We start from the raw sequence: 23,840 nt of genomic DNA, 5'->3' as shown, positions 1-23,840 counted from the left end.
TTTTCATTCAACACATCTCGCTCGACCGCTGTACGCGACAACGCGCTCAGACGCTCCCCTCATGCTCATGTAGGGTGATCAGCGATTCCATCAGGTCTTCGTCCGCACTCGCGCACACGGCCAGCAGCACCGCTTCCTCGCAGCCGGTATCGACGATGTAGGCGTGCCCCATCTGGCTGTCGATGTAGATGCCCTGCCCGGTCTCCAGCACCACCGGATCGTAGAACTCGGTGTGGACCTGGATGCGGCCTTCCATCACGTGCACGTACTCCTCGCCCGGGTGGCGGACCAGGTCGCCGAACTCGGCGGTGGTCTTGGCCCGCACCTTGGTCAGGATCGGGATCATCCGCTTGCGGCGCAGTTCGGTGCACAGATAGTAGTAATCGTAGTTGTCGGTCTGGACCCGCAGCGCCTTGTCGAGCGAGCCGAGGCTGCGCCGTGCGGTGACCGGCTTCGGCGCGCTGTCGGCATCGGGCTCGGAGAACAGATCGGACATGCGCAGGTTCAGGCGCTGCGCCAGGTGCTGGAGCTTGTCGTAGGTCAAGGTCAGGCGGTCGTGCTCGATCTTGGACAGCGTGGACAGGGGAATTTCGGTGTGCTCGCTCATTTCCTTGAGCGTCCAACCCTGGCGCGTGCGCAGACCGCGCAGCAGGGTTCCGAGCGTCGGGCTTTTGGGGCTCATCGACAGGACCTTTGGGCTATTGCTGGTGAAGTTGCCGATACGATACTACGTAGAGATGAATGCCATCCTGATCAGGATGGTTTCTTGTCGCGTTCGCCTCATATGGCGTCCCTCAACGCCGTGTAATCGTTCTCATCGGCCCCGGAATGGCGTATTCAGGGCATGTAACGGTCGCAATCACCCCTGCTCGGCGGCCGCCGGACGAGATCACGCGCAATTGACATTTCTCTGATCAGGAATATTGTTGTCTGATTGAGATGGTTTTGGGCCCTCCGATCGTTTGTGCGGGGTGCCTCGTCTTCCAGTTCCAGAGGGGATCGTCACATGCGTGCGTTGTCAGGGCTTGTCGCGTTGTGTTGTGGGCTGTTGCTGTCCTTCCAGGCCGATGCACAGCGGCCGTCGTCCCCGCCTCCGGAGGCCGCGCCCACCCGCGTGGACACCGTGGCCCGATTGACCGCGGATGACGCGGCCACCTGGCTGGATGGGTTCATGCCGTATGCCATCGCGCGCGGTGACATCGCCGGCGCGGTGGTGACCGTGGTCAAGGACGGCCAGATCCTGGTCCGTCGCGGATACGGCGTCTCGGATGTGGAAAAACAGACCCCGGTGGATCCGGACCGCACCCTGTTCCGGATGGCCTCGGTCTCCAAGCTGATGACCTGGACCGCGGTGATGCAGCTGGTGGAGGCCGGCAAGCTGGATCTGGACGCGGACATCAACCAGTACCTGGACTTCAAGGTGCCCGAGCGCGGCCTGCCGATCACGCTGCGCCAGCTGATGACGCATACCGGTGGTTTCGAGGCCAACATCAAGTACATGTGGACCAGCGAGGCGGTGGCCGAAGCCGGTGACATCGCGCTGGGACCGTACCTCAAGCGACGGGTGCCGGCGCAGATCTTCGCCCCGGGCACCGTGCCCGCCTATTCGAACTACGGCACCAGCCTGGCCGGCTACATCGTCGAGCGCGTGTCCGGCCGACCGTTTGCCGAGTACGTCGAGCAGCACATCTTCGTGCCGCTGCAGATGCAGCACGCCAGCTTCCGCCAGCCGCTGCCGCCTGCGTTGCGTGCGCTGGTCAGCAAGGGCTATGCACTGGGATCGGGCAAGCCGCGCGATTTCGAAGTCACCCCATCCGCTCCGGCCGGCGCACTGTCGGCCACCGGCAGCGACATGGCGCGTTTCATGATCGCGCACCTGAGCGCGGCGGGCGGCCACGACACCGCTATTCTGAAAGCCGCGACCAGCCAGCTGATGCTGACCCCGCAGACGCGCTTCGCGCCGCCGCTGAACACCATGGCACTCGGCTTCTACGAGATCGATGTCAATGGCCAGCGCGTGGTGTCGCACGCCGGTGACACCTACTCGTTCCACTCGCAGCTGTTCCTGTTCCGCGATCACGACGTCGGTCTGTTCGTCTCACTCAACAGCGCGGGCGCCAACGGCATCACCGGCCCGATCCGGCGTGAACTGCTGGAGAACTTCGCCGACCGCTATTTCCCGGCCGCGGCACCCGCGGCGGCACCGCCCGTCGACGCAGCGCTGGCCAGGCAGCAGGCACGCCTGCTGGCGGCGCCGAGCTACCTGGATGCGCGGCGTGCGGAGACCGGCATCGGCCGCACCGGCATCCTCACCCAGACCCGCCTGGAAGCCCTCGACGATGGCAGCCTGCGTCTGCCGCGCATGAAGCAGCCCAACGGGCAGCCCACCACCTTCAAGCCGATCGCCCCGTGGCTGTGGCAGGCCAGCAACAGCGAGCTGCGCCTGGCCGCCATCGTCAAGGACGGCGCGCCGGTCGGCTTTGCGGTGGATTCGTCTTCGCCGTTCAACGTGTTCCTGCGTGCCGAAGGCTATCGCTCGGCGCTGTGGCTGAAGCCGGCACTGACCGGGGCAGTGGCCGTGCTGGCGCTGTCCGCGCTGGCCTGGCCGATCGCCGCGTTCGTGCGCCGCCGTCATGGGCGCGTGCTGGGCTGGCCGCGCAGGACGCTGCTGGCCTATCGCCTGAGCCGCTTCGCCTGCTGGTTCATGCTGCTGGTGCCTGCCGCGGCCATGGCGGTGATGACCTGGGCATCGGCGGATTTCGCCCGCCTCGATGACCGCCTCGATCCGGCAGTGATCGGCCTCGGCATCGCCACGGTGATCGCGATCGTCGGCGGGATCGGTTCGACGGCCTGGAATCTCGTGGAGACCGTACGCGCTGGTCGCGGCTGGCTCGCCCGCCTCTGGGCCGCGCTGCTGCTGATCGCGGCCTGCGTGCTCGCCTACGCCCTGGTCCTGATGGGCCTGGCCGACTTCGCTCTCAACTATTGACCCATGGCCCCGCCACGGGGCTGGAGACATCCTGTGAAACTGACCCTGCAGATCGATACGCTTGCCTTGCTGGCCCCGTTCCGGATCAGCGGCTACGTGTTCGAACACGCCCCGGTACTGCGCGTGGAACTGGAAGACGGCGGCCATCGCGGCCGCGGCGAAGCCAGCGGTGTGTACTACTTCGATGACACGCCCGAGCAGATGCTGGCGACGCTGGAACTGCTGCGTGCGCGCATCGAAGCCGGCATCACCCGCGACGAGCTGCAGCAACTGCTGCCCCGCGGCGGCGCGCGCAACGCACTCGACTGCGCGCTCTGGGATCTGGAGGCGAGCCGTAGCGGCACGCATGCCTGGGCGCTGGCCGGGCTGTCACAGACGCGGCCGCTGCTGACCACCTGGACCCTGGGCGCCGATGACCCGGCGACGATGCAGTCGATCGCGACCGGACGCTATGCGCCGGCCAAGGCACTCAAGCTCAAGCTCAGCGGTGATCTGGATATCGACATCGAGCGCGTGCGTGCGGTGCGCAAGGTGCGCCCGGATGTGTGGATGGGCGTGGACGCCAACCAGGGCTACAGCGTGGACGTGCTCGATGCGCTGATTCCGGTGCTGCTGGAGAACGGCATCAAGCTGCTGGAACAACCCTTGCCGCGCGGCCGCGAAGCCGAGCTCAAGGGCTTCGCGCGGCCGCTGCCGTTCGCGGCCGACGAGAGCGTGCAGGATGCTTCGGAAATCGAGGCGCTGGCGGGTCTGTTCGACGTCATCAACATCAAGCTCGACAAGGCCGGCGGGCTCACCGAAAGCCTGGCGATGGTCGGCAAGGCCCGCTCGCTGGGCATGCAGGTGATGGTCGGCAACATGATCGGCAGCAGCTGGGCGATGGGCCCGGCCTTCATCGTGGGCCAGCATTGCGACGTGGTCGATCTCGATGGCCCGCTGTTCCTGCGCGACGACCGGACCCCGGGCCTGCGCTACGACGACGGACTGGTGCATTGCGACGACGCCGTGTGGGGCAAGGGAGTGCACGCATGAGCATCTGGCGCCCGCTGATCTCCGGCCTGCTGCTGGCCTCGACTGCCGCGTTCTCGCCAGTGCATGCACAGGCACCGGTCCCCGTCGCGGCGCCGGCGGCACCTGCCGCAACCGAAGCGGCTGACAGCATCGCACCCGCGCAGACACCCACCGGCACGCTGGATGCCGCACGCGTGGACACCTTCCTCGATGGCCTGGTGCCCTACCTGATGGCCCAGGGCGATCTCGCCGGCGCCGTGGTCACCGTGGTCGAGAACGGCAAGGTCGTCACCGAACGCGGCTTTGGTTTTTCCGATGTCGAGAAGCGCACGCCGGTCGACCCCAAAACCACGTTGTTCCGCCCCGGCTCGATCTCCAAGCTGTTCGTGTGGACCGCGGTGATGCAGCTGGTCGAACAGGGCAAGCTGGACCTGGACACCGACATCAACACCTACCTGGACATCAAGGTCCCGGCCAAGGGTGAGCCAATCACGCTGCGCCAGATCATGACCCACACCAGCGGTCTGGAAGAGCGCATGCGCTACCTGATCGTGCTGGGTCCGGATCATCCGGCCAACCGCGACAACTACCTCAAGGAATGGGTGCCCAACCAGATTTCCACACCGGGCACGACACCGGCGTACTCCAACTACGCCACCGGCATCGCCTCGTACATCGTCGAGCGCGTCAGCGGACAGCGCTTCGAGGACTACGCCAGGCAGCACATCCTGCAGCCGCTGGACATGCAGTACGCCAGCTTCGAACAGAAGCTGCCGGCCGAGCTGCTGCCACACGCTGCCAAGGGCTATCTGCTGGGCTCGGGCAAAAGCTACCCGGCCGAGAAGAACACCGCACCGGGCGTGGGCGGTCTGTATGCCTCGGGGTCGGCGATGGCCCGTTTCATGATGGCCACGCTCAATCATGGTGAGCTCGACGGCCAGCGCATCATGCGCGCCGAGACCAACGCACAGATGCTGACCCCGCAGCCGGCGATCCTGCCGCATCTGCCGCGCATGGCCCTGGGCTGGATGGCCTCGGACACCGGTGGCTACGACACCCGCTCGCACGGCGGCACGATGCTGTTCTTCTACTCGTGGCTGTGGATGATCCCGGAGCGCAACATCGGCGTGTTCGTCTCCACCAACAGCGTCGGGCGTGATGCGGCCGGCTCGGCGCTGCGTGCCCAGGTGTGGGAGCGCTTCGTCGAGAACTTCCTGCCGACCCTGCCGATCCAGGCCGCCGGCCCGGGCGTGGATGCGGCAACCGCGCGAGAACACGCCGCGGCGCTGGCGGGGGTGAGCTGGCAGAGCACGCGCCGCTCGGACAGTTCGTATCTGCGCATGCTGACCCTGTTTGCACCGATCCGCGTGCACCCGCAGGAAGACGGCACGATCACCGTCGATGGCCAGAAGGGCCTCAACGGCCAGTTGCTGCGCTGGCGCGAGGTGTCGCCGTGGCTGTGGCAGCAGGAAAACGGTCGCGGCCTGTTGGAAGTGAAGGTCAAGGACGGCCGGCCGGTGTACTTCTCCGGCGGCCCGTTCGCCTCGGTGTTCGGTTTCGAACCGATCCCCGGCTGGCGTTCGCCGGCGTGGCTGCGTCCTGCACTGATCGTCGCGCTGGGGCTGCTGACGCTGTCGGCGGTGCTGCGCGTGGGGGGCGTGTTCGTCCGTCGCTACTACCGGGTTCCCGCGCCGGCCGAAGGCCGTGGCCTGCGTCGACTGCAGACGCTGTCGATCACCGTGCTGCTGGGCAGCGTGATCGCCTGGGTGGCGTATGTGAAGTCGATGTCCGCGCCGGGCGGTATCTCCAGTTACACCAACGGACCGTTGATCCTGGTGCAGGCGCTGTCCTGGCTGAGCGTGATTGCCGCGGTCGCACTGGTCTGGGTGGCCGTCCGCGCGCCGGCCAGCTGGCCGCGCGTGCGCCGCTACGGCGCCTGGGTGGTCGCCCTGTCGGGCGTGGTGGTGGCGTTCGTCGCCATTACCCAGCGCCTGATCAGTACCGGCCTGCAGCTCTGACCCCCGGACGCCCTGCCCGATGACCCTCGACGCACCGCGCAAGGCCTGGTTCGGGCAACCGCCAGGCCTCACCATCCTGTTCCTCACCGAGATGTGGGAGAAATTCTCCTACTACGGCATGCGGGCGCTGCTGGTCTATTACATGACCAAGCAGCTGTTGTTCTCGCAGGAACAGGCCTCGATGGTCTATGGCCTGTACACCGCGCTGGCCTACCTCAGCCCGGTTTTCGGCGGGATGCTCGCCGACCGCTGGCTGGGCAAGCGACGTGCGGTGATCCTGGGTGGCGCGATCATGGCGTTCGGGCACTTCCTGATGGCCTTCGATGCGCTGCTGTATCCCGCACTGCTGGCGATCGTGCTCGGCAATGGCCTGTTCCTGCCCACCCTGCCCGGCCAGGTCGGCGACCTCTATCAGCGCGATGATCCGCGCCGTGGCTCGGCGTTCAATGTGTACTACGTGGGCATCAACCTCGGTGCGTTCCTCGCCCCGCTGGTCTGCGGCACGCTGGGTGAGGTGTATGGCTGGCATGTTGGCTTCTCCGCGGCCGGCATCGGCATGCTGCTGGGGCTGGTGATCTACATCACCGGCCGCCGCCACCTGCCGCCGGATCCGCCGCGCAGCGAGCGCGCCACGCTGCCCTTCTCCGCGCTGTGGCAACCGGCCTATCGCCCGCTGCTGCAACTGATGGCGATGATTGCCGGCCTGATCGTGGTGTTCCGTCTTGCCTACGAGCAGATCGGCAACACCATCGCGATCTGGCTCGACACCGGCGTGGACCGCGTGCTCACCGCGGATTTCACCCTTCCGATGACGTGGTTCTTCTCGCTCAATCCGCTGCTGGTCTTCCTGATCACCCCGCTGCTGGTGCGGCGCTGGATGCGGCAGGCCCGCGACGGCCGCGAGCCGGCCGCACTGACCAAGATGGCGATCGGTGCCGCCGTGGTCGGACTGTCGTTCGCGCTGGTGGCGATACTCGGTGGCGAACCAACGGCCAAGGTCGGCTGGCTGTGGGCCGCGCTGTTCTTTGCGATCTTCACCTTCGGCGAGCTCTTCATCCTGCCGGTCGGACTGGGTCTGTTCGCCCGCCTGGCCCCGGTCGGCTTCGGTGCCACGATCATCGCGTTCTGGTTCCTGGCGTCGTTCGGCGGCAACCTGCTGGCCGGGGCGGTCGGCACGCTGTGGTCGACGCTCTCCAGCGCGGTCTTCTTCTCGCTGATGGCCGGTACCTGCATGATCGTCGCCGTGCTGCTGCTGCGTCTGGAACGACGCGCCCGACCATTGCTTGCCGGCAATGCTGCACCTGCACCGCAGGAAGCCGCCCCGGCTGACGGCACGGCCCCCGCACGGTGAGGCTGCGGCACTGACCATTGGCATCGGCCGCGACCTGGATCGCGGTCGATGCCGACCCGTTCGCCGGTGTACGCCACCCGGGACGGGTCAGAGGCGCCGACGCGCCCCGAGCGCGCACACGTAATGCTGCAATGCGACAGCCCTGAACGGGACGATGTTTTCTGATTGCGCTTGACATATACCTGATCAGGCTACATATTCCTTGCATAGGATTTGTAGGGATGTCGAAATGCCCGATCAGCTTCCGCACCGCCCCGACCACCGCCGATCTGGCCCTCTGGTCGCGCTGACCTCCCGCCTCGGTTTCGACGGCACGGGTGTCCCCATTCCCCCGCGTCACCTCGCCACACGGCTGCCCCAGCCGTGGATGACTGTTGTGCCTATTGCCCGACTTCGTTCCTGATTCCAGAGAGCCCGCCACATGCGCAAGCCGATGAAACGTTCGATCCTCGCCTCCACCGTCACGCTGTGCTGCATGAGCCTCGCCACTGCGGCGATGGCCCAGGACGCCGATGCCGAAGGCGGCCGCAGCACGCCCGATGTCGTCGAGCTCGATCGCGTGGTGGCCACCGCACAGAAGCGCAGCGAGAACGTCATGGAGGTGGCGGCCGGCGTCAGCGTGATCAGCGAAGAGCGGCTGGAAGCGTTCGGTGCGACGCGCCTGAACGACTTTGCCGCCTACGTGCCCGGCTTCCAGGTCGACAGTGGCGGCGCACCGGGCCAGACCACGATGGCGCTGCGCGGGGTGGCACCGCTTGGCGGCGGCTCGATCATCGGCACCTACATCGATGACACCCCGATCGGCCCGAGCAGCAACAAGCAGCGCGCGACCACCTACGCGCTGGATCTGTTGCCGTATGACATCCAGAGCGTGGAGGTGCTGCGCGGCCCGCAGGGAACGCTGTACGGCGCCAGCTCGATGGGCGGCCTGTTCAAGTACATCACCAAGGCGGCCGATCCGGACGGCTTCGAGTTCCGCGCCGGCATGGACGTCAACGCCACCAAAGAGGCCGGCGACGTGGGCACCGGCGTGCGCACCTCCTTCAACGTGCCGCTGATCGAAGGCAAGCTGGGCATGCGCGCCAGTCTGTCGCGCCAGGGCACCCCCGGTTACGTCGACCAGCCCGACCTCAGCGGCGAGGATGCCAAGGACAGCAACGGCTACTACCAGCTGGCCTCCCGCCTGGCGCTGACCTGGCGCATCAGCGACACCGCCAACCTGCGCGTGCAGGCGCTGTCGCAGATCGTGGATGCGGACAATTCCAGCGCGGTGGGCCTGACCTATCCCACGCTGGAGCCGATCCGCGGCCCGCTGGAAGGCATCCTGCAGCGCGCGACGCCGTACCGGATGGAGACCGACTACTACTCGGCGATCCTGGACTGGGATCTGGGCAACGTCGATTTCGTGTCGGCCACCAGCTTCTCCGAAACCCGCATGGACGAAGTGCAGGACTCCACGCTGGTGTACGGCGCGGCATGGCCCCTGCTGACGCCGTACCCGGCCGGCCAGGCGCAGTTCGATGTGTTCCTTGGCACCCGCAAATGGACCCAGGAGTTCCGACTCAGTTCCAAGGAGAGCGAGCGCTTCGAATGGCTGCTCGGCACCTTCTTCACCGGTGAGAAGAACACCAACCGCCAGCAGGTCAGCGCCTACGATGCCAATGGCATCCCGCTGCCCTTCAATCCCGGCACCGCGAGCCTGCCCGGCACCTATGACGAGCAGGCGATCTTCGCCGATGTCACCTACAAGTTCAGCCCCCGCTTCGATGTCTCCGCCGGTGTGCGGCACGCGCGCAACCAGCAGGATTTCGAGCAGCACAGCATCGGCCTGCTGTACGGCCCGCGGCCGATCGATCTGGCCGACTCCGCCGATGACAACGTGACGACGTGGAAGCTGGCCTCGCGCTGGCACCTCAACGACAGCTCGATGATCTACGCGCGCTACGCCACCGGCTACCGCCCGGGCGGGCCGAACGTATCGACCTCCGGCGTGGTGCCGATGACCAAGACCGATACGCTGGACAACCTCGAACTCGGTTTCAAATCGCACTTCTGGGACCGTCGCGCGATGATCGACATGGCGCTGTTCCGGATCGACTGGGACGACATCCAGGTGCGCGTTTCGGAAAACGGCCTGAGCTGGATGGGCAACGCCGGCAGCGCGCGCAGCCAGGGCGCGGAACTGAGCTTCATGGTGCGGCCGGCCGAGCGCCTGACGATCGGCCTCAATGCCGCCTACATCGATTCGAAGATCGGTGACGTGCCGCCGTCCAGCGGCCTGGTCTCCGGCAGCCGCATGCCGATGACGCCGCGGCTGAGCTGGTCGAGCACCATCGACTACGACGTCGATGTGAGCGACCAGTGGCAGGGCCGGATCGGCGCCGGCTATCGCGTCACCGGCGAGCGGGTGGCCGGTGCGTACGACATCGACAGCTACAACGCGCTGGACCTGCATGCCGAGCTGACCAACATGACGTGGACCGTGCGTCTGTACGCCCGCAACGCCACCGACGAGCGCGCTTACGTCTCGACCGGCGCCGTGCGCGACGCGCTCAACCGCTACGTCGCCGTGACCGGCGTTCCCCTGCAGCCGCGCACCATCGGCATGTCGATCGACTATCGCTATTGAGGGGCGTGGAGCAGACCGACAGAAGAGAGTGGAGAATTATCCTGATTAGGTTGCATATTCTCTGATTAGGACTTATACAGATCGAACCAGGTCTACCAACAGCGAGCCCTCGCCGTGAACGCCTCTCCTCTCTTCTCTCCCGCGACCACTGGAACCCTCATGAGCCCGACGCCCACCGCTGCCGTACAGGCCCTCGCCGCCCTCCCCCAGCCGTACCTGCTGTTCCTGGGCGACACCACCGAAGCCGGCTTCGCCAAGACCGCGATCGGCCTGCACGACTGGGCGCCGGAAGTGTGTGTCGCCGAATGGAGCCTGCCCGGCTGCCCGATCACCACCGGCCTGCCCACCATGACGCCGGCCCAAGCGCGCGCCGCCGGTGCGCGTGCGATGGTGATCGGCGTGGCCAACGGCGGCGGCGTGATTCCCCCGCAGTGGCTGCCGGCGCTGGTCGACGCCCTCGAAAACGGCCTGGACCTGGTCAGCGGCATGCACCAGAAGCTGGGTGACATCCCGGAACTGGCCGCCGCCGCCGAACGCCATGGGCGCGAGCTGATCAACGTCCGCGTGCCGCCGCGCGGCATTCCGGTCGGCAACGGGCGCAAGCGCACCGGCAAGCGCGTGCTCACCGTCGGCACGGACTGCGCGCTGGGCAAGAAGTACACCGCACTGGCCCTGGCCCGCGGCCTGCGCGGGCTCGGCGTGGATGCCGACTTCCGCGCCAGTGGCCAGACCGGCATCCTGATCGCCGGCAGCGGCATTCCGATGGACGCGGTGGTCGCCGATTTCTCAGCGGGCGCCGCCGAACTGCTCAGCCCGAATGCAGCCGACGACCACTGGGATGTCATCGAAGGCCAGGGCTCGCTGTTCCATCCCGCCTATGCCGGCGTCAGCCTCGGCCTGCTGCACGGCAGCCAGCCGGATGTGTTCGTGGTCTGCCACCAGCCGGGGCGCAAGCATGTGCTCGGCTATCCGGACTATCCGCTGCCCTCCATCGAGGAAGTGATCGCGTTGACCGTGCAGCTGGGGCGCCGTACCAATCCGGACATCCGCTGCGTCGGCGTCAGTCTCAACACCCACGGCATGACCGAGGCCGCGGCGTCTGCCGCCTGTGCGGAGGTCAGCGCGCGCCTGGGTCTGCCGGTGGCCGACCCGATGCGGCAAGATGGGGAATTCAACCGTTTGCTGGAGGCCTGCATCGCATGAAGATGACATCCCGTACCTTGAGCCTGTGCGTCGCGGCCGTGCTGGCCCTGAGCCCGCTCGCCGCCTTCAGCGCCAGCCGGACCAGTCCGGTGGAAACCGAAGTCGCACGCCTGGCCACATTGATCGACGGCAAGGTCGGTGTCTCGGCATGGCGCCTGGATGGCAAGGGCGAGCAGGTGCATCTGAATCCCGATGAAGGCTTCCCGATGGCCAGCACGTTCAAGGTCGCCGTCGCCGCCGTGATCCTGAGCAAGGTGGATGCCGGCGAACTGGCGCTGACCACGATGGTGCCGGTGCCGAAATCCTTCTATGTCGATTCGGAAGTGATCGCCGACCGTTTCATCCACGACGGCGTGAGCCTGTCGGTGCACAACCTGCTCGAAGTGATGTTGACGCAGAGCGACAACACCGCCACCGACGTGCTGGTGGCCCAGGCCGGTGGACCGGCCGCGGTCACCGCCTGGCTGCGCGCACACGGTATCGAAGGCCAGCGCCTGGACCGCAACACCCGGCAGTTGCTGAGCGACATATTCGGCCTCGGCGATGAGCCGCTGACCAAGGAACGCGTCGCGGAACTGACCCTCGACCCCGAGGTCGTCAAGCGCACCAAATCCGGCAGCGAGGCCTTCGACAAGGATCCGCGCGACACCTCCACGCCGCGTGCGATGTCGACCCTGCTGACCCAGCTGTTCACCGGCAGGGCACTCAGCCCGGCCAGCACCGAGGTGCTGGTGCAGATCATGGAGCGTTGCCGGACCTGCAGCGCACGCCTGCGCGGCAGCCTGCCGCCGGGCACCAAGGTGGCGGACAAGAGCGGCACCGTCGCCGGCACCGTCAACGACGTCGGCGTGGTCACCCTGCCCGACGGCAACCAGTTCGCGATCTCGGTCTTCGTCAAAGCGAGCAATGCCCCGCGCAGCGAACGTGAGCGGGTGATCGCCGAGATCGCGCGCACGGTGCGCGACTTCTACCTGCTGCAGCCCACGGCCGCCCGCAAGTGACCGCCGCCGCCAGCCGGTTCCAGCGGTATCTGTTGCCCGGTCTGGCGTTCAAGTCGGCCGTGATCGGCGGCGGATACGCGACCGGCCGTGAGCTGGCGGAGTTTTTCCTGCCATCGGGCCCGTGGGGTGGCCTGGCCGCGATGGTGTTGTCGATGCTGATCTGGAGCGTGATCTGCATCCTGACGTTCCTGTTGGCACGGGCGATCCGTGCCAACGACTACCGCACCTTCTTCCGGCATCTGCTGGGCCGTGGCTGGTGGACCTTCGAAGTCGCCTACCTGGCATTGATCGTGGTGGTGCTGGCGGTCTTCGGCGCGGCCGCCGGCGAACTGGCGGCGACCATGTTCGGCTGGCCGCGGATCGTCGGCACGCTGGTGCTGGTGGCGATCATCACCGGTGTGGTGCAGGCCGGCACCAATGCCGTCGAACGCATGTTCAAGCTGATGTCGGCCTTCATGTACCTGGTGTACGCCATCGCGGCGTGCCTGATCCTGTACCGCTTCGGCGGCGGCGCGATGGCGCAGTTGTCCAACACCCACGAGCTCGGCCAGGACTGGGTGCTCAACGGGGTCACCTACGCCGGCTACAACATGTTCGCCGCGGTCTCGATCCTGCTGGTCGTGCGCCACCTGCTGTGCCGTCGCGATGCGGTGATCGCCGGTGCGCTGGCCGGCCCGCTGGCGATCCTGCCGGCGATCGTCTTCTATGTCTGCATGATCGCGTTCCTGCCGGACATCGCCGACGCGCCGCTGCCGTCGGACCTCATGCTCGGCCAGCTCGGCCTGCCGTGGTTCCAGTGGCTGTTCCGCCTGATGATCATGGTGGCGCTGGTGGAAACCGGGGTCACGCTGATGGCCTCCGTGGATGGCCGCATCAGCGTCAACTGGAAGGAACGCACCGGTGCCGCACCGAAGCGCGGCGTACGCGTGGCGATCATCGTGGCGATCCTGCTGATGGCCGTGTTCATGGCCGATGGCATCGGCCTGGTCGCACTGATCGCGAAGGGATACCGGCTGCTGGCCTACGCGATCCTGGCCACCTACGTGGTGCCGTTGCTGGCCTATTCGGCGTGGCAGATCTGGTCACGCCGTGGCCAGGCCTTCACGGCGCCCGTGGGCGACCTGCCCGATCCGCGTCCCGCGTTGGCCGATGCCATCGGCGCTCATCCGCCACAGGCGAAGACCAGGAACTGATGCAGTGCGCGTGCCGGCGCGGACAGGTCTTCGTCCGGGCGCCAGACCAGGCCGACTTCCATCGGCGGCACCGCGTCGGTGAGGGTGCGTACGTCGATCCGGCGCCCCTCCAGCGACCACGGCCGATAGACCATGTCCGACAGGATGCTGACCCCGAACCCGTAGGCGACCATGCCGCGCAGCGCTTCCAGCGACGAGGTCCGGAACACGACGTTGGGTTCGCGCCCGACCGAGCGCCAGTAGCGCATCGCCGACTCCTGGCCCTCGTCGACCATCAGCATGATGTACGGATACGGCTCCACGTCGGCCGGGCTGATCACCGGCAGCTGCAGCAGCGGATGCGACTCGGCCAGCCACAGTTGGCGGCGGGAGCGGATCAGCACCTGGCGCCGCAGTACATAGGGCTCGGCCATGTTGGAAATGATGCACAAGCCGAAGTCGAGGTCGCCGCTGCTGACGCCCTGCTCGATCGCGGCACGGTCCATGTCGACCAGGTCGACCTCCACCTGCGGGTAGGAGCGCTTGAAGCGCGCCAGCAGGCTCGGCAGGAAGTAGCCCAGCACCGTATAGGACGCGCCGATCCGCACCCGGCCCGGGAGGGTGTTGGCCAGGAACATCGGCTCGCTGAGCGCGTCCTGCAGCGTATCCAGGATGTGCCGCACATGCTGGTGGAAGCGGTGCCCCTCGGCGGTGAGGCCGACCCCGTGCGGCATGCGGTCGAACAGCTTCAGACCCAGCGAGGCTTCCAGCTGGGCGACCGCCGTGGTGATCACGGATTGGGAGACGTGCAGCTTGCGCGCGGCCTGCGAGAACTGCCCCAATTCAGCCGCTTCGGCAAAGTAACGCAGCTGGCGCAGGGTCATGTTGGCGGGGATTTGCATGCCCGGGCTCCCACGGAATGAAGATATCTGAATAAACAATACCTCATACGCAATTAAACAAATTTACGATAAGCCGCTGTGCCTCTAGACTTCACACTGGGTGCAATGCGCCATGGCCCCAGCCGCCTTGCAAGCGCTGGTCCTTACCCGCTTCGCGACGAGATCCCGCCCGGATGTCGGCGCGTCAACATCGCCATTACCGTTGCCCCCCGCCGGCGGTATGCCTGTAGCTCCATGACCCAAGCCCAGCGAGGCCCCTGACATGTCATCACCCCAGATTCCCGCCACGAGCGAGCCGTTGCATCTGCACGTGCCCGAGCCCAGCGCCCGTCCCGGCCAGGCCACCGACTTTTCCTATCTGAAGCTGAGCCCCGCCGGCGCGGTCGACAAGCCGCCCGTGGACGTGAGCGCCAGCCAGACCGCGCCGCTGACCGGCCAGCTGATCCGCGTGCTGGACGACAACGGCGACGCCGTGGGTCCGTGGGCCGCCGACATCGACGACGCAGTGCTGCTGCGTGCCATGCACGCCATGCTCAAGACGCGCGCCTACGACGCCCGCCTGCTGATCGCCCAGCGCCAGAAGAAGACCTCGTTCTACATCCAGTGCTTGGGTGAAGAAGCCATCGCCGTCGGCCAGACCCTGGCGCTGCGCGATGACGACATGCAGTTCCCGACCTACCGCCAGCAGGGCATCCTGATCACCAAGGAAGTCTCGCTGGTCGACATGATCTGCCAGGTGCTGTCCAACGCGGCCGACCCGCTGAAGGGCCGCCAGCTGCCGATCATGTATTCGTACAAGGACTACGGCTTCTTCTCGATCTCCGGCAACCTGACCACCCAGTACATCCAGGCCGTGGGCTGGGCGATGGCCTCGGCGATCAAGGGCGACACCCGCATCGCCACCGCATGGGTGGGTGATGGCGCGACCGCCGAAGGCGACTTCCACGCCGCGCTGACCTTCGCGCACGTGTACCGCGCGCCGGTCGTACTCAACGTGGTCAACAACCAGTGGGCGATCTCCACCTTCCAGGCGATTGCCGGCGGTGAGAACACCACCTTCGCCGCCCGCGGCGTGGGCTACGGGATTCCGTCGCTGCGTGTGGACGGCAACGATCTGCTGGCCGTGTACGCGGCCTCGCGCTGGGCGGCCGAACGCGCCCGCAGCAATCTCGGCCCGACCCTGATCGAGTGGGTGACCTACCGCGCCGGCCCGCATTCGACCTCGGATGATCCGTCCAAGTACCGCCCCGCCGACGATGCCCAGCACTTCCCGCTCGGCGACCCGATCGACCGCCTGAAGCAGCACCTGATCAAGCGCGGCCTGTGGAGCGATCAGCAGCACGACGAAGTGCGCACCGAACTCGATGCCGAGGTCCTGCGTGCCCTCAAGGAAGCCGAAACCCACGGGTTGCTCGGCAGCGACAACCGTCCCGGCGCGGCCCTCATGTTCGAAGACGTCTACAAGGACATGCCCGAACATCTCCGTCGCCAGCGTCAGCAGTTGGGAGTCTGAACACATGAGCGGGATTGAACAGAACAACACCGGCGGCACGCCGATGACCATGATCCAGGCGCTGCGCTCGGCGATGGACGTGATGCTGGAACGCGACGACAACGTGGTGGTCTTCGGCCAGGACGTGGGCTACTTCGGCGGCGTGTTCCGCTGCACCGACGGCCTGCAGACCAAGTACGGCAAGCAGCGCGTGTTCGATGCGCCGATTTCCGAAAACGGCATCGCCGGCGCGGCGATCGGCATGGCCGCCTACGGCCTGCGCCCGGTCGCTGAAATCCAGTTCGCCGATTACATCTACCCGGCCTACGACCAGATCGTCTCCGAAGCGGCGCGCATGCGCTATCGCTCCGGTGGCAGCTTCACGTCCTCGCTGGTGTTCCGCACCCCGTGTGGCGGCGGCATCTACGGCGGCCAGACCCACAGCCAGAGCCCGGAGGCGATCTTCGCCCACGCCACCGGCCTGCGCACGGTCATGCCGTCCAACCCGTACGACGCCAAGGGCCTGCTGATCGCCTCGATCGAGAACGACGATCCGGTGATCTTCCTGGAGCCCAAGCGGCTGTACAACGGCCCGTTCGACGGTCACCACGACCGCCCGGTCACCGCGTGGTCCAAGTACCCGGACAACCTGGTGCCGGAGGGCTACTACAACGTGCCGCTGGACAAGGCCGCGATCGCCCGCGAAGGCAAGGCACTGACGGTCATCACCTACGGCACGACCGTGTGGGTGGCCAAGGCCGCCGCCGAAGATGCCGGGATCGACGCCGAAGTGATCGACCTGCGCAGCCTGTGGCCGCTGGATCTGGACGCCATCGTCAATTCGGTCAAGAAGACCGGCCGCTGCATCGTGCTGCACGAAGCCACCCGCACCTGCGGCTTCGGCGCCGAGCTGGTCGCCCTGGTGCAGGAGCATTGCTTCTACCACCTGCAGGCACCGGTGGAACGCGTTACCGGCTGGGACACCCCGTATCCGCACGCGCAGGAATGGGACTACTTCCCGGGTCCGTCCCGGGTCATCGATGCAATGCAGCGCGTGCTGGAGGACTGAACCATGGGACATCACGTCATCAAGATGCCGGACATCGGTGAAGGTATCGCCGAAGTCGAACTCATCACCTGGAAGGTCGAGGTCGGTGGCCCGGTCGCCGAAGACCAGGTCGTTGCCGAGGTCATGACCGACAAGGCCATGGTCGAGATCCCCTCGCCCGTGTCAGGCACCGTGGTCTCGCTGGGCGGCAAGCCCGGCCAGATGATGGCCGTCGGCAGCGAGCTGATCCGCCTGGAAGTGGACGGTGCGGGCAACGCCAGCGCCGCCAGTGCGCCGGCCGCCGCGGCGCCGGCCGAACCGGTAGCTGCGCCCAAGGCTGCCGCACCCGCAGCGGCACCTGCGGCCGCCGCAGATCCTGCACCGGCTGCCACGCCGGCCAAGGCCGCCGCGGCATCCGCACCCGCCTGTGCCGCCAAGCAGGACGCGCGTGGCGCGGTCACCAACGGCGTGCTCAACGCCGGTGAAGCCCCGCTGGCCTCGCCGGCCGTGCGCCGCCGCGCCTGGGACCTGGGGATCGAGCTGCGCTACGTGCCGGCCACCGGCCCGGGGGGGCGCATCCTGCAGGCCGATCTGGATGCCTACGCCGCCGCCGGTGGCAAGGCACAGCCGGTCGGCGGCAGTGCCGGCGGCAGCAGCTACGCACGCCGTACCGGCGAGCAGCAGGTGCCGATCATCGGCCTGCGTCGCAAGATCGCGCAGAAGATGCAGCAGTCCTGGTCGACCATTCCGCACATCACCTATGTGGAAGAGATCGACGTCACGGAAGTGGAAGCCCTGCGCGCCAAGCTCAACGAGCGCTGGGCCAAGGAACGCGGCAAGCTGACCCTGCTGCCGTTGCTGGCACGCGCGGTCGTGCTGGCCGCACGCGACTTCCCGCAGATGAACGCCCGCTTTGATGACCAGGCCAACATCGTGACCCGCTACGAGGGCGTGCAGCTGGGCATCGCGACCCAGAGCGAGGTCGGCCTGTCGGTGCCGGTGGTCGCGCATGCCGAGTCGCTGGACCTGTGGCAGACCGCCGCGGAGATCGCGCGCCTGGCCAGTGCCGTGCGCGTGGGCAAGGCCACCCGCGAGGAGCTGTCCGGTTCGACCATCACCATCAGCAGCCTCGGCGCGATTGGTGGCCTGGTCTCGACCCCGATCATCAACCATCCGGAAGTGGCGATCGTCGGCGTCAACCGCATCATCGAACGTCCGATGTTCCGCGAGGGCCAGGTGGTGGCACGCAAGCTGATGAATCTGTCGTCCTCGTTCGACCATCGCATCGTCGATGGCATGGATGCGGCCGAGTTCGTGCAGGCGATCCGTACCCGCCTGGAAACCCCGGCCCTGCTGTTCGTGGAGTAAGCGATGTCCAATACCCTTCAAACCCAGTTGCTGATCATCGGCGGCGGTCCCGGCGGTTACATCGCCGGCATCCGCGCCGGCCAGCTCGGCGTCAAGACCATCGTGGTCGAGGGCGTCAATCCGGGTGGCACCTGCCTCAACATCGGCTGCATTCCCTCCAAGGCGCTGATCCATGCTGCCGAGGAGTTCGCCAAGGTCACCGCGTATGCGGCGGGCACCTCGCCGCTGGGCATCAGCGTGCAGGCACCGTCGCTGGACCTGGCCAAGACCGTCGCGTGGAAGGCCGGCATCGTCAAGAAGCTGACCGGCGGCGTCAGTGCACTGCTGAAGAAGAACGGCGCACAGCTGATCAAGGGCTGGGCCACGATCGTCGACGGCAAGACCGTCGAGATCGCCGGCGCCGCGGAAGATGGCGGCACGCTGCGCATCGCCTGCGAGCACCTGCTGCTGGCGACCGGCTCGGTGCCGGTGGAACTGCCGTTCCTGCCGTTCTGCGGCAAGGTCATCTCCTCGACCGAAGCCCTCTCGCCGACCTCGCTGCCGAAGCAGCTGATCGTCGTCGGTGGCGGTTACATCGGCCTGGAGCTGGGCACGGTGTACCGCAAGCTGGGCTGCGAAGTCACCGTGGTCGAAGCCCAGGAGCGCATCCTGCCGGCCTACGACGCCGAGCTGACCAAGCCGGTAACCACGCACCTGGAGAAGTCCGGCGTGAAGCTGCTGACCGGCCACAGCGTGCTCGGCCTGGCCGACAACGGCCAGCTGCGCGTGCGCGACAAGGACGGTAACGAAATCGCGCTGGACGCCGACCAGATCCTGGTCGCGGTGGGGCGTCGCCCGAAGACCGACGGCTTCAATCTGGAATCGCTGCAGCTGGATCTGACCGGCAAGGCGATCAAGATCGACGACCAGTGCAAGACCTCGATGCGCAACGTGTGGGCGATCGGCGATGTCGCCGGTGAACCGATGCTCGCGCACCGCGCGATGGCACAGGGCGAACTGGTGGCCGAGATCGTCAGCGGCAGGAAGCGCCACTTCGTGCCGGCCGCGATTCCGGCGGTGTGCTTCACCGATCCGGAAATCGTGGTGGTCGGGCTGTCGCCGGACGAAGCCAAGGCACAGGGCATCGAGACCAAGGTCGCGCTGTTCCCGTTCGCGGCCAATGGCCGTGCGATGTCGCTGGAATCCACCGATGGCTTCGTGCGCGTTGTTGCACGCAGCAGTGACCACCGCATCCTCGGCTGGCAGGCCGTGGGCGTGCAGGTCTCGGAACTGTCCATCGCCTTCGTGCAGTCGATTGAGATGGGCGCCACGTTGGAGGATATTGCCGGGACGATTCACCCGCACCCGACACTGGGTGAGGCGGTGCAGGAAGCGGCGCTGCGTGCGTTGGGGCATGCGCTGCATATCTGAGGCAGGTCTGTAGGTCCGAGCCATGCTCGGACGCTTTACAGGCACCAAAACAAACGGCCCGCACTGCGGGCCGTTTGTCTGTATCGGTTCCGGTAGATCGCAACGCGCAGCCGTGGATGCTGGCCGTGACGGAGGGGCCACCCGCCCTCCATCCCGTCGGGCGTCACCGCGCGCCTTGGTGCGCGCCGCCCTCCGCGCTCACGCGCGTCGCGCCAAGAATCCAGGTCATGTCCGAGGTCGACCACGGCACGATGTGCGCAGACCGCGCAGGCAGTGGCGCCGCATCCTTCGGCCAGCCATCGATTCCCGCCGCGGCCTGCACCTCGACCGGACCGCCGTCCGCTGGCCACCGCAATTCGATCCCGTCCGGGCCGGGTGCCTGCCAGCGCAGACGCGACCAGCGGTCCGCCTCGTCCAGCAGGGGCACCGCTTCGCCCTGCAACTGCACATTGCGTACCACCGCCCCGCTCTTCAGCCGTACACGGAGTTCGCGCGTGCCTGCGGGTGCCAGCACGCGCAGCACCGATTGGCCTGTGGCGGCATCGAACGACGGCTCGAAGCGAACCCGCTCCGGCACCGCGATGGCGTCGGCCTTCGTCGCCCAGACACCTGCCCAATCCAACGCCGGAATCGGCAGACGGGCAGGCTCACCCTGCCCTACCCGCAATGCGCCGCGGCTCCAATCGGACAGCTGTGACAACGGACTGACGCGGTGGTACTGCTGGTTGTCTGGATCGGCGACGAACAGCACCTGGGACAGTTCGGGATAGCGCGTGCGGTCCGCCTGGGTGAGCGACGCGGCGGCCAGTACCCCTGCGGCAGACAACAGCGTGATGAACGCGGCGATGGCAAACCAGCGTCCGCCATCGGCCACCCGTACCCACGGCAAGAGCAACATGGCGAGCCACGCGAACGGCAACGCCAATACTTCCGGCGTACCGAAGCCGATCGCCTCGAACAGTTGCAGCGCGAAATGGAAGACATGCGCCAAGGCGAATGCGGTGATCACTGCCGCGGCAAGGACACGCAATGCGGTCAGCGGCGCATGCGCCGGCAGCAGCCAGACCACCGCGGCCACCGCCAACAACGGCCACAGCAGCAACGGTGCCAGTTCCGGTGCGAGCACCTGCACGACCGCGCCAATGATCCAGGCCACCAGCAACGCCCCCAGCCGCATGCTTTCCCCGCGCACCGCGGCACCTGCACTGGTCCAGGCCAGCAGCGCCACCACCACGCCCAGCACCAACGCTATGGCATCGAACCCACCCCGCAGCGAGGCGCATGCGCCCGCCAGCACGGCGAGCACGGCCGCTGGCTTACGCGCCGCCCTGCAAAGCGTCAGTGCGCCCAGCGCCAGCACCACGCCGATCGCCAACAGCCCCTCGCCTGCCGCCAGTTTGGAGAACGCCGCCAGCAGGTCACGGTTGTTCACCAGCGTGGCGTCGCCGCCGCCCAGCAACCGGTACGACACACGCACAGCCAGCGCCACCGACAGCAGCGCCAACGGCCACCACGCCACGCCACTGACCATGCCCCGCCAGCCGCCCTGATTGAACGTGGCCCGGCGCGCGACCACGACAAGGACCAGCAGTCCAAACGCCAGCACGCACCAGCCCGACCACGTCGGCACGCTGATCATCCAGCCGCCGGGAAGATCGCTGTAGATCGCCTCCTGGGTGGAGGTCGGCAGCGTCGCCGAGGTCGCCAGCTGGCGAACCATAGGCAGCACCTGCGCGCCCATGTGCTGCACGCTGCCCGGGTCGAGGTTCGCCACGCTCGCGGTCGCGGCGTGATAGTCGATCTGGCGGCCGATGATCGCGAAGTTGAGCCCCGGAATGCCCTTCTGCGCCGGCACGGTGAAGTCGGTGCCGTTGGGCATGTAGCGGTAGACGAAACCGGTCAGCGAGTTGCCCAGCGGCTGCGGCGCGAGTTTGGCGAACGTGCCCAGCAGCACCGCGTTGCCCGGCCCGGTTTCGAACAGCACCGCACGGCCACTGCTGCCGCGTGCTTCCAGATTGATGACCGTGCCGACACGCGACGACAGCGGATGCGACGCGAAGAACGCACGCGCGCCGAGCAGGCCGGCCTCCTCCGCATCGGTGAACAGGAACACCACGTCACGCTGCCGCACGTCACGCTGCAGAGCACGGGAGATCTCCAGCATCATCGCCACGCCAAGGCCATCGTCGGCCGCGCCGGGCGAATGCGGAACGGTGTCGTAGTGCGCCATCAGCAGCACCGCCGGCAGGCTGCGATCGCGGCCCGGCAGTACCGCGACCACGTTCTCGACATTGGCCGCGCGCACACCACGTCCGTCGCCCGAACCGTACTCGGCGGCTGCGTGCCCGCGGTGCACGGCCACCTGCAGTCCGGCCTGCTGCAGGTGGTGCATCAGTTGGTCGCGTACCCTTGCCGCAGCCGCTGAGCCGGTGGGATGCGGCTCGGCCGCGATCCAGCTCAGGTGCTGCATTGCGCGTGCGGCCGAGAACTCAGCGATGGCGACGCTGGCGGGCTGTGGCGGCGGGGTTTTCTGCGCGCTCCAAGCGGACCATGCGGCGATGGCGATGCTGAGGAGCAGCAGTGGCAGCGTGTAGCGTGCGACGCCACTGGATGACCGCCGCGCGCTCATGCCTGCGCCCTATGGTAGATGTCGTTCGCCAAGCTGCAGAAGACCGGGATGACTAGCACGGCGGGGAATCCAGAAAGGATGACCTTCGCAGGATTACAAGGGCATTTCCGATCTGTCAAACAATTTTCGGATCAGCGAATGCCTAGAGCCGCCTTAGTTCACCGCCGAACTGGGAACGCCGAAGCACCGGTCAAAAGCCCAGTTGTAGGCGAACGTATAGAAAGGGATGTAGACGATGAACACCAGGTCCAGTACGAACGCCTGCGTCAGCGTGATGCCCAGCCACCATGCGATGAGCGGGACCAGAAAGCACACCAGGGTCAGCTGGAACGCCACGGCATGCAGGACGCGTCGGCGTACCGTGCGGGTGCGGTCGCGCTGGCGACGCTCCCATGCCTCGAACAGGTAGTTGAAGCTCACGTTCCATACCGTGGCTATCCCCGTGATCATCAGCGCCAGCAGTCCGGTCGTGGCCGGTGACTTGCCGGTCAGCACCGTCATGACCATCGTTCCCACCGCGAGTCCCAGAAGCTCATAGCCCCCGACGTAGATCACCTTGCGTTTTACGCCCTGCATTACATCCTCCTGCTTGGTCACTGGCGAAGGGTCTGGATGCTATATTCAGAATCACTGACTGAAAAAGTCATCTCCTTTCAGAATTATTGAAAAGATATATGTCCCTCTCCAGCGATGACATCGATCTCTTCCTCGCTGTGGTCGACCACGGCTCCTTCTCCGGCGCGGCCCGCGCGCTGCGTCGGGTGCCTTCCGCAGTGAGCATGGGCATCGCCAACATCGAGGCCGGATTGGGTTATCCACTGTTTGACCGCTCGCGCCGCGAGGCGTTACCGACCGCACAAGCACTGGCCCTGCTGCCCCACGCGCGCTCCGTCGCCAGCAGGTTGCGGCTGTTGCAGATCCATGCCGTGGAGCTTTCGCAGAATCTGGAGAGCACTCTGACCGTCGCTGTCGCCGCCGGCGTTCCGGACCAGACGTTGCTGGAGGCGCTGGCCCGGGTGGGCTGTCGGTACCCTCTGCTGCGGGTGAACCTGCTTCGACTGCCCCAGGACCAGGTTCGCGAGATGCTGCACCAGGAGCGGGCCGATCTGGTCCTGCTGCCCGTCTCCACGGAGGTGGATCGAGAAGAGGCCTTCACCTATGTCACCAACGTTCTTTTCATCGCCGTCGCTTCGGCCACGGCGGACACGCCCGGTCTCCCGGCGGACCTTCGGCGTCTGGAGGATCTCAGCGGCAGCCGCCAGATCGTGGTGGCTGGGCCCGACGACGACGTCGCAGATCGTCGGCTGCTGGTGTCCGACGCCCGCTGGCATGTGGACTCTGTGGATGCTGCGCTGGGGCTGGTGGAACGCGGTGCTGGCTGGGCCAACCTGCCGGCGGATGTCGTTGAGGTCGCCGTTTCTGCTGGACGCGTGAGTGTACTGGCGTTCGACAACCTGGAGAACGGCGTCACGATGCCGGTGCACCTGGTGTGGCTGCGCAGGAAGCCGGTGCGACGTGCCGCTGGCGATGTGATCGCGCTGATGCGCGACCACCGGTGACCCCGTACACCCGAAGAGAACAAAAAAGCCCGCATTTCTGCGGGCTTCCGTGTACGTC

The 23,840-nt window shown here is 66.8% G+C and carries 17 protein-coding genes; 13 read left to right on the top strand and 4 right to left on the bottom strand.

The features are described from left to right. Positions 1 to 46 precede the first annotated feature (46 nt). The gene (locus HH110_RS11710; protein ID WP_176989825.1) at positions 47 to 682 is read right to left on the bottom strand and encodes a helix-turn-helix domain-containing protein; all 636 of its coding nucleotides are present in this window, start codon (positions 680 to 682) and stop codon (positions 47 to 49) included. A 324-nt stretch (positions 683 to 1,006) separates the two neighbouring features. Here HH110_RS11710 and HH110_RS11705 point away from each other — a divergent pair, with 324 nt between their 5' ends. The 8 genes from HH110_RS11705 to HH110_RS11670 all read left to right on the top strand — a co-directional run bounded on the left by HH110_RS11705 (position 1,007) and on the right by HH110_RS11670 (position 13,395). Next, positions 1,007 to 2,989, top strand: coding sequence for a serine hydrolase (locus tag HH110_RS11705; protein WP_176989824.1), 1,983 nt, complete (start codon positions 1,007 to 1,009; stop codon positions 2,987 to 2,989). A 33-nt stretch (positions 2,990 to 3,022) separates the two neighbouring features. After that, positions 3,023 to 4,021 carry a dipeptide epimerase gene (locus HH110_RS11700; protein ID WP_176989823.1) on the top strand — a complete coding sequence of 333 codons (999 nt, stop codon included), beginning with the start codon at positions 3,023 to 3,025 and terminating at the stop codon, positions 4,019 to 4,021. Continuing rightward, the gene (locus HH110_RS11695; protein ID WP_176989822.1) at positions 4,018 to 6,018 is read left to right on the top strand and encodes a serine hydrolase; all 2,001 of its coding nucleotides are present in this window, start codon (positions 4,018 to 4,020) and stop codon (positions 6,016 to 6,018) included. Before HH110_RS11700 ends, HH110_RS11695 begins: the two co-directional genes overlap by 4 nt. A gap of 19 nt (positions 6,019 to 6,037) precedes the next feature. Next, positions 6,038 to 7,369: a peptide MFS transporter gene (locus tag HH110_RS11690; RefSeq protein ID WP_176989821.1), complete on the top strand. Its 1,332-nt coding sequence runs from the start codon at positions 6,038 to 6,040 to the stop codon at positions 7,367 to 7,369. A 433-nt stretch (positions 7,370 to 7,802) separates the two neighbouring features. Next, positions 7,803 to 9,998: a TonB-dependent receptor gene (locus tag HH110_RS11685; protein WP_176989820.1), complete on the top strand. Its 2,196-nt coding sequence runs from the start codon at positions 7,803 to 7,805 to the stop codon at positions 9,996 to 9,998. A 159-nt stretch (positions 9,999 to 10,157) separates the two neighbouring features. Then, positions 10,158 to 11,201, top strand: coding sequence for a DUF1611 domain-containing protein (locus HH110_RS11680; RefSeq protein ID WP_176989819.1), 1,044 nt, complete (start codon positions 10,158 to 10,160; stop codon positions 11,199 to 11,201). After that, positions 11,198 to 12,202, top strand: coding sequence for a class A beta-lactamase (gene bla, locus HH110_RS11675; RefSeq protein WP_176989818.1), 1,005 nt, complete (start codon positions 11,198 to 11,200; stop codon positions 12,200 to 12,202). Before HH110_RS11680 ends, bla begins: the two co-directional genes overlap by 4 nt. Beyond that, the gene (locus HH110_RS11670; protein ID WP_176989817.1) at positions 12,199 to 13,395 is read left to right on the top strand and encodes a hypothetical protein; all 1,197 of its coding nucleotides are present in this window, start codon (positions 12,199 to 12,201) and stop codon (positions 13,393 to 13,395) included. Before bla ends, HH110_RS11670 begins: the two co-directional genes overlap by 4 nt. Here the strand turns inward: HH110_RS11670 and HH110_RS11665 are convergent. After that, positions 13,365 to 14,276, bottom strand: a complete 912-nt coding sequence (locus HH110_RS11665; RefSeq protein ID WP_176989816.1) for a LysR substrate-binding domain-containing protein — start codon at positions 14,274 to 14,276, stop codon at positions 13,365 to 13,367. The genes HH110_RS11670 and HH110_RS11665 overlap by 31 nt on opposite strands. Before the next feature lie 262 nt (positions 14,277 to 14,538). On the opposite strand from HH110_RS11665, the gene HH110_RS11660 reads away from it, so the two are divergent. Genes HH110_RS11660 through lpdA form a run of 4 tightly spaced genes read left to right on the top strand, consistent with a single transcriptional unit; the run spans position 14,539 to position 19,594 of the window. Beyond that, positions 14,539 to 15,789: a 3-methyl-2-oxobutanoate dehydrogenase (2-methylpropanoyl-transferring) subunit alpha gene (locus HH110_RS11660; protein ID WP_176989815.1), complete on the top strand. Its 1,251-nt coding sequence runs from the start codon at positions 14,539 to 14,541 to the stop codon at positions 15,787 to 15,789. Positions 15,790 to 15,793: 4 nt separating this feature from the next. Beyond that, positions 15,794 to 16,837 (top strand): alpha-ketoacid dehydrogenase subunit beta, encoded by a 1,044-nt coding sequence (locus HH110_RS11655; RefSeq protein WP_176989814.1) that lies wholly within the window; start codon positions 15,794 to 15,796, stop codon positions 16,835 to 16,837. A gap of 3 nt (positions 16,838 to 16,840) precedes the next feature. Next, on the top strand, positions 16,841 to 18,184 hold the full coding sequence (locus tag HH110_RS11650; RefSeq protein ID WP_176989813.1) for a dihydrolipoamide acetyltransferase family protein: 1,344 nt from the start codon (positions 16,841 to 16,843) through the stop codon (positions 18,182 to 18,184). A 3-nt stretch (positions 18,185 to 18,187) separates the two neighbouring features. Continuing rightward, positions 18,188 to 19,594, top strand: coding sequence for a dihydrolipoyl dehydrogenase (gene lpdA, locus HH110_RS11645; protein WP_176989812.1), 1,407 nt, complete (start codon positions 18,188 to 18,190; stop codon positions 19,592 to 19,594). A 163-nt stretch (positions 19,595 to 19,757) separates the two neighbouring features. On the opposite strand, the gene HH110_RS11640 is transcribed toward lpdA, so the two are convergent. Together HH110_RS11640 and HH110_RS11635 are read right to left on the bottom strand one after the other, a co-directional pair. Continuing rightward, a complete protein-coding gene (locus HH110_RS11640) occupies positions 19,758 to 22,223 on the bottom strand; it encodes a M20/M25/M40 family metallo-hydrolase (RefSeq protein WP_176989811.1) in 2,466 nt (821 codons plus the stop codon). Positions 22,224 to 22,376: 153 nt separating this feature from the next. After that, positions 22,377 to 22,799 (bottom strand): PACE efflux transporter, encoded by a 423-nt coding sequence (locus HH110_RS11635; protein ID WP_176989810.1) that lies wholly within the window; start codon positions 22,797 to 22,799, stop codon positions 22,377 to 22,379. A gap of 98 nt (positions 22,800 to 22,897) precedes the next feature. Here HH110_RS11635 and HH110_RS11630 point away from each other — a divergent pair, with 98 nt between their 5' ends. Further along, on the top strand, positions 22,898 to 23,782 hold the full coding sequence (locus HH110_RS11630; protein ID WP_176989809.1) for a LysR family transcriptional regulator: 885 nt from the start codon (positions 22,898 to 22,900) through the stop codon (positions 23,780 to 23,782). Positions 23,783 to 23,840 lie beyond the last annotated feature (58 nt).

Origin of the sequence: Stenotrophomonas sp. SAM-B (assembly GCF_013387485.1) — a bacterium.
Taxonomy (GTDB): domain Bacteria; phylum Pseudomonadota; class Gammaproteobacteria; order Xanthomonadales; family Xanthomonadaceae; genus Stenotrophomonas; species Stenotrophomonas maltophilia_AA.
This window is presented reverse-complemented; position numbering and strand designations above follow the sequence as displayed.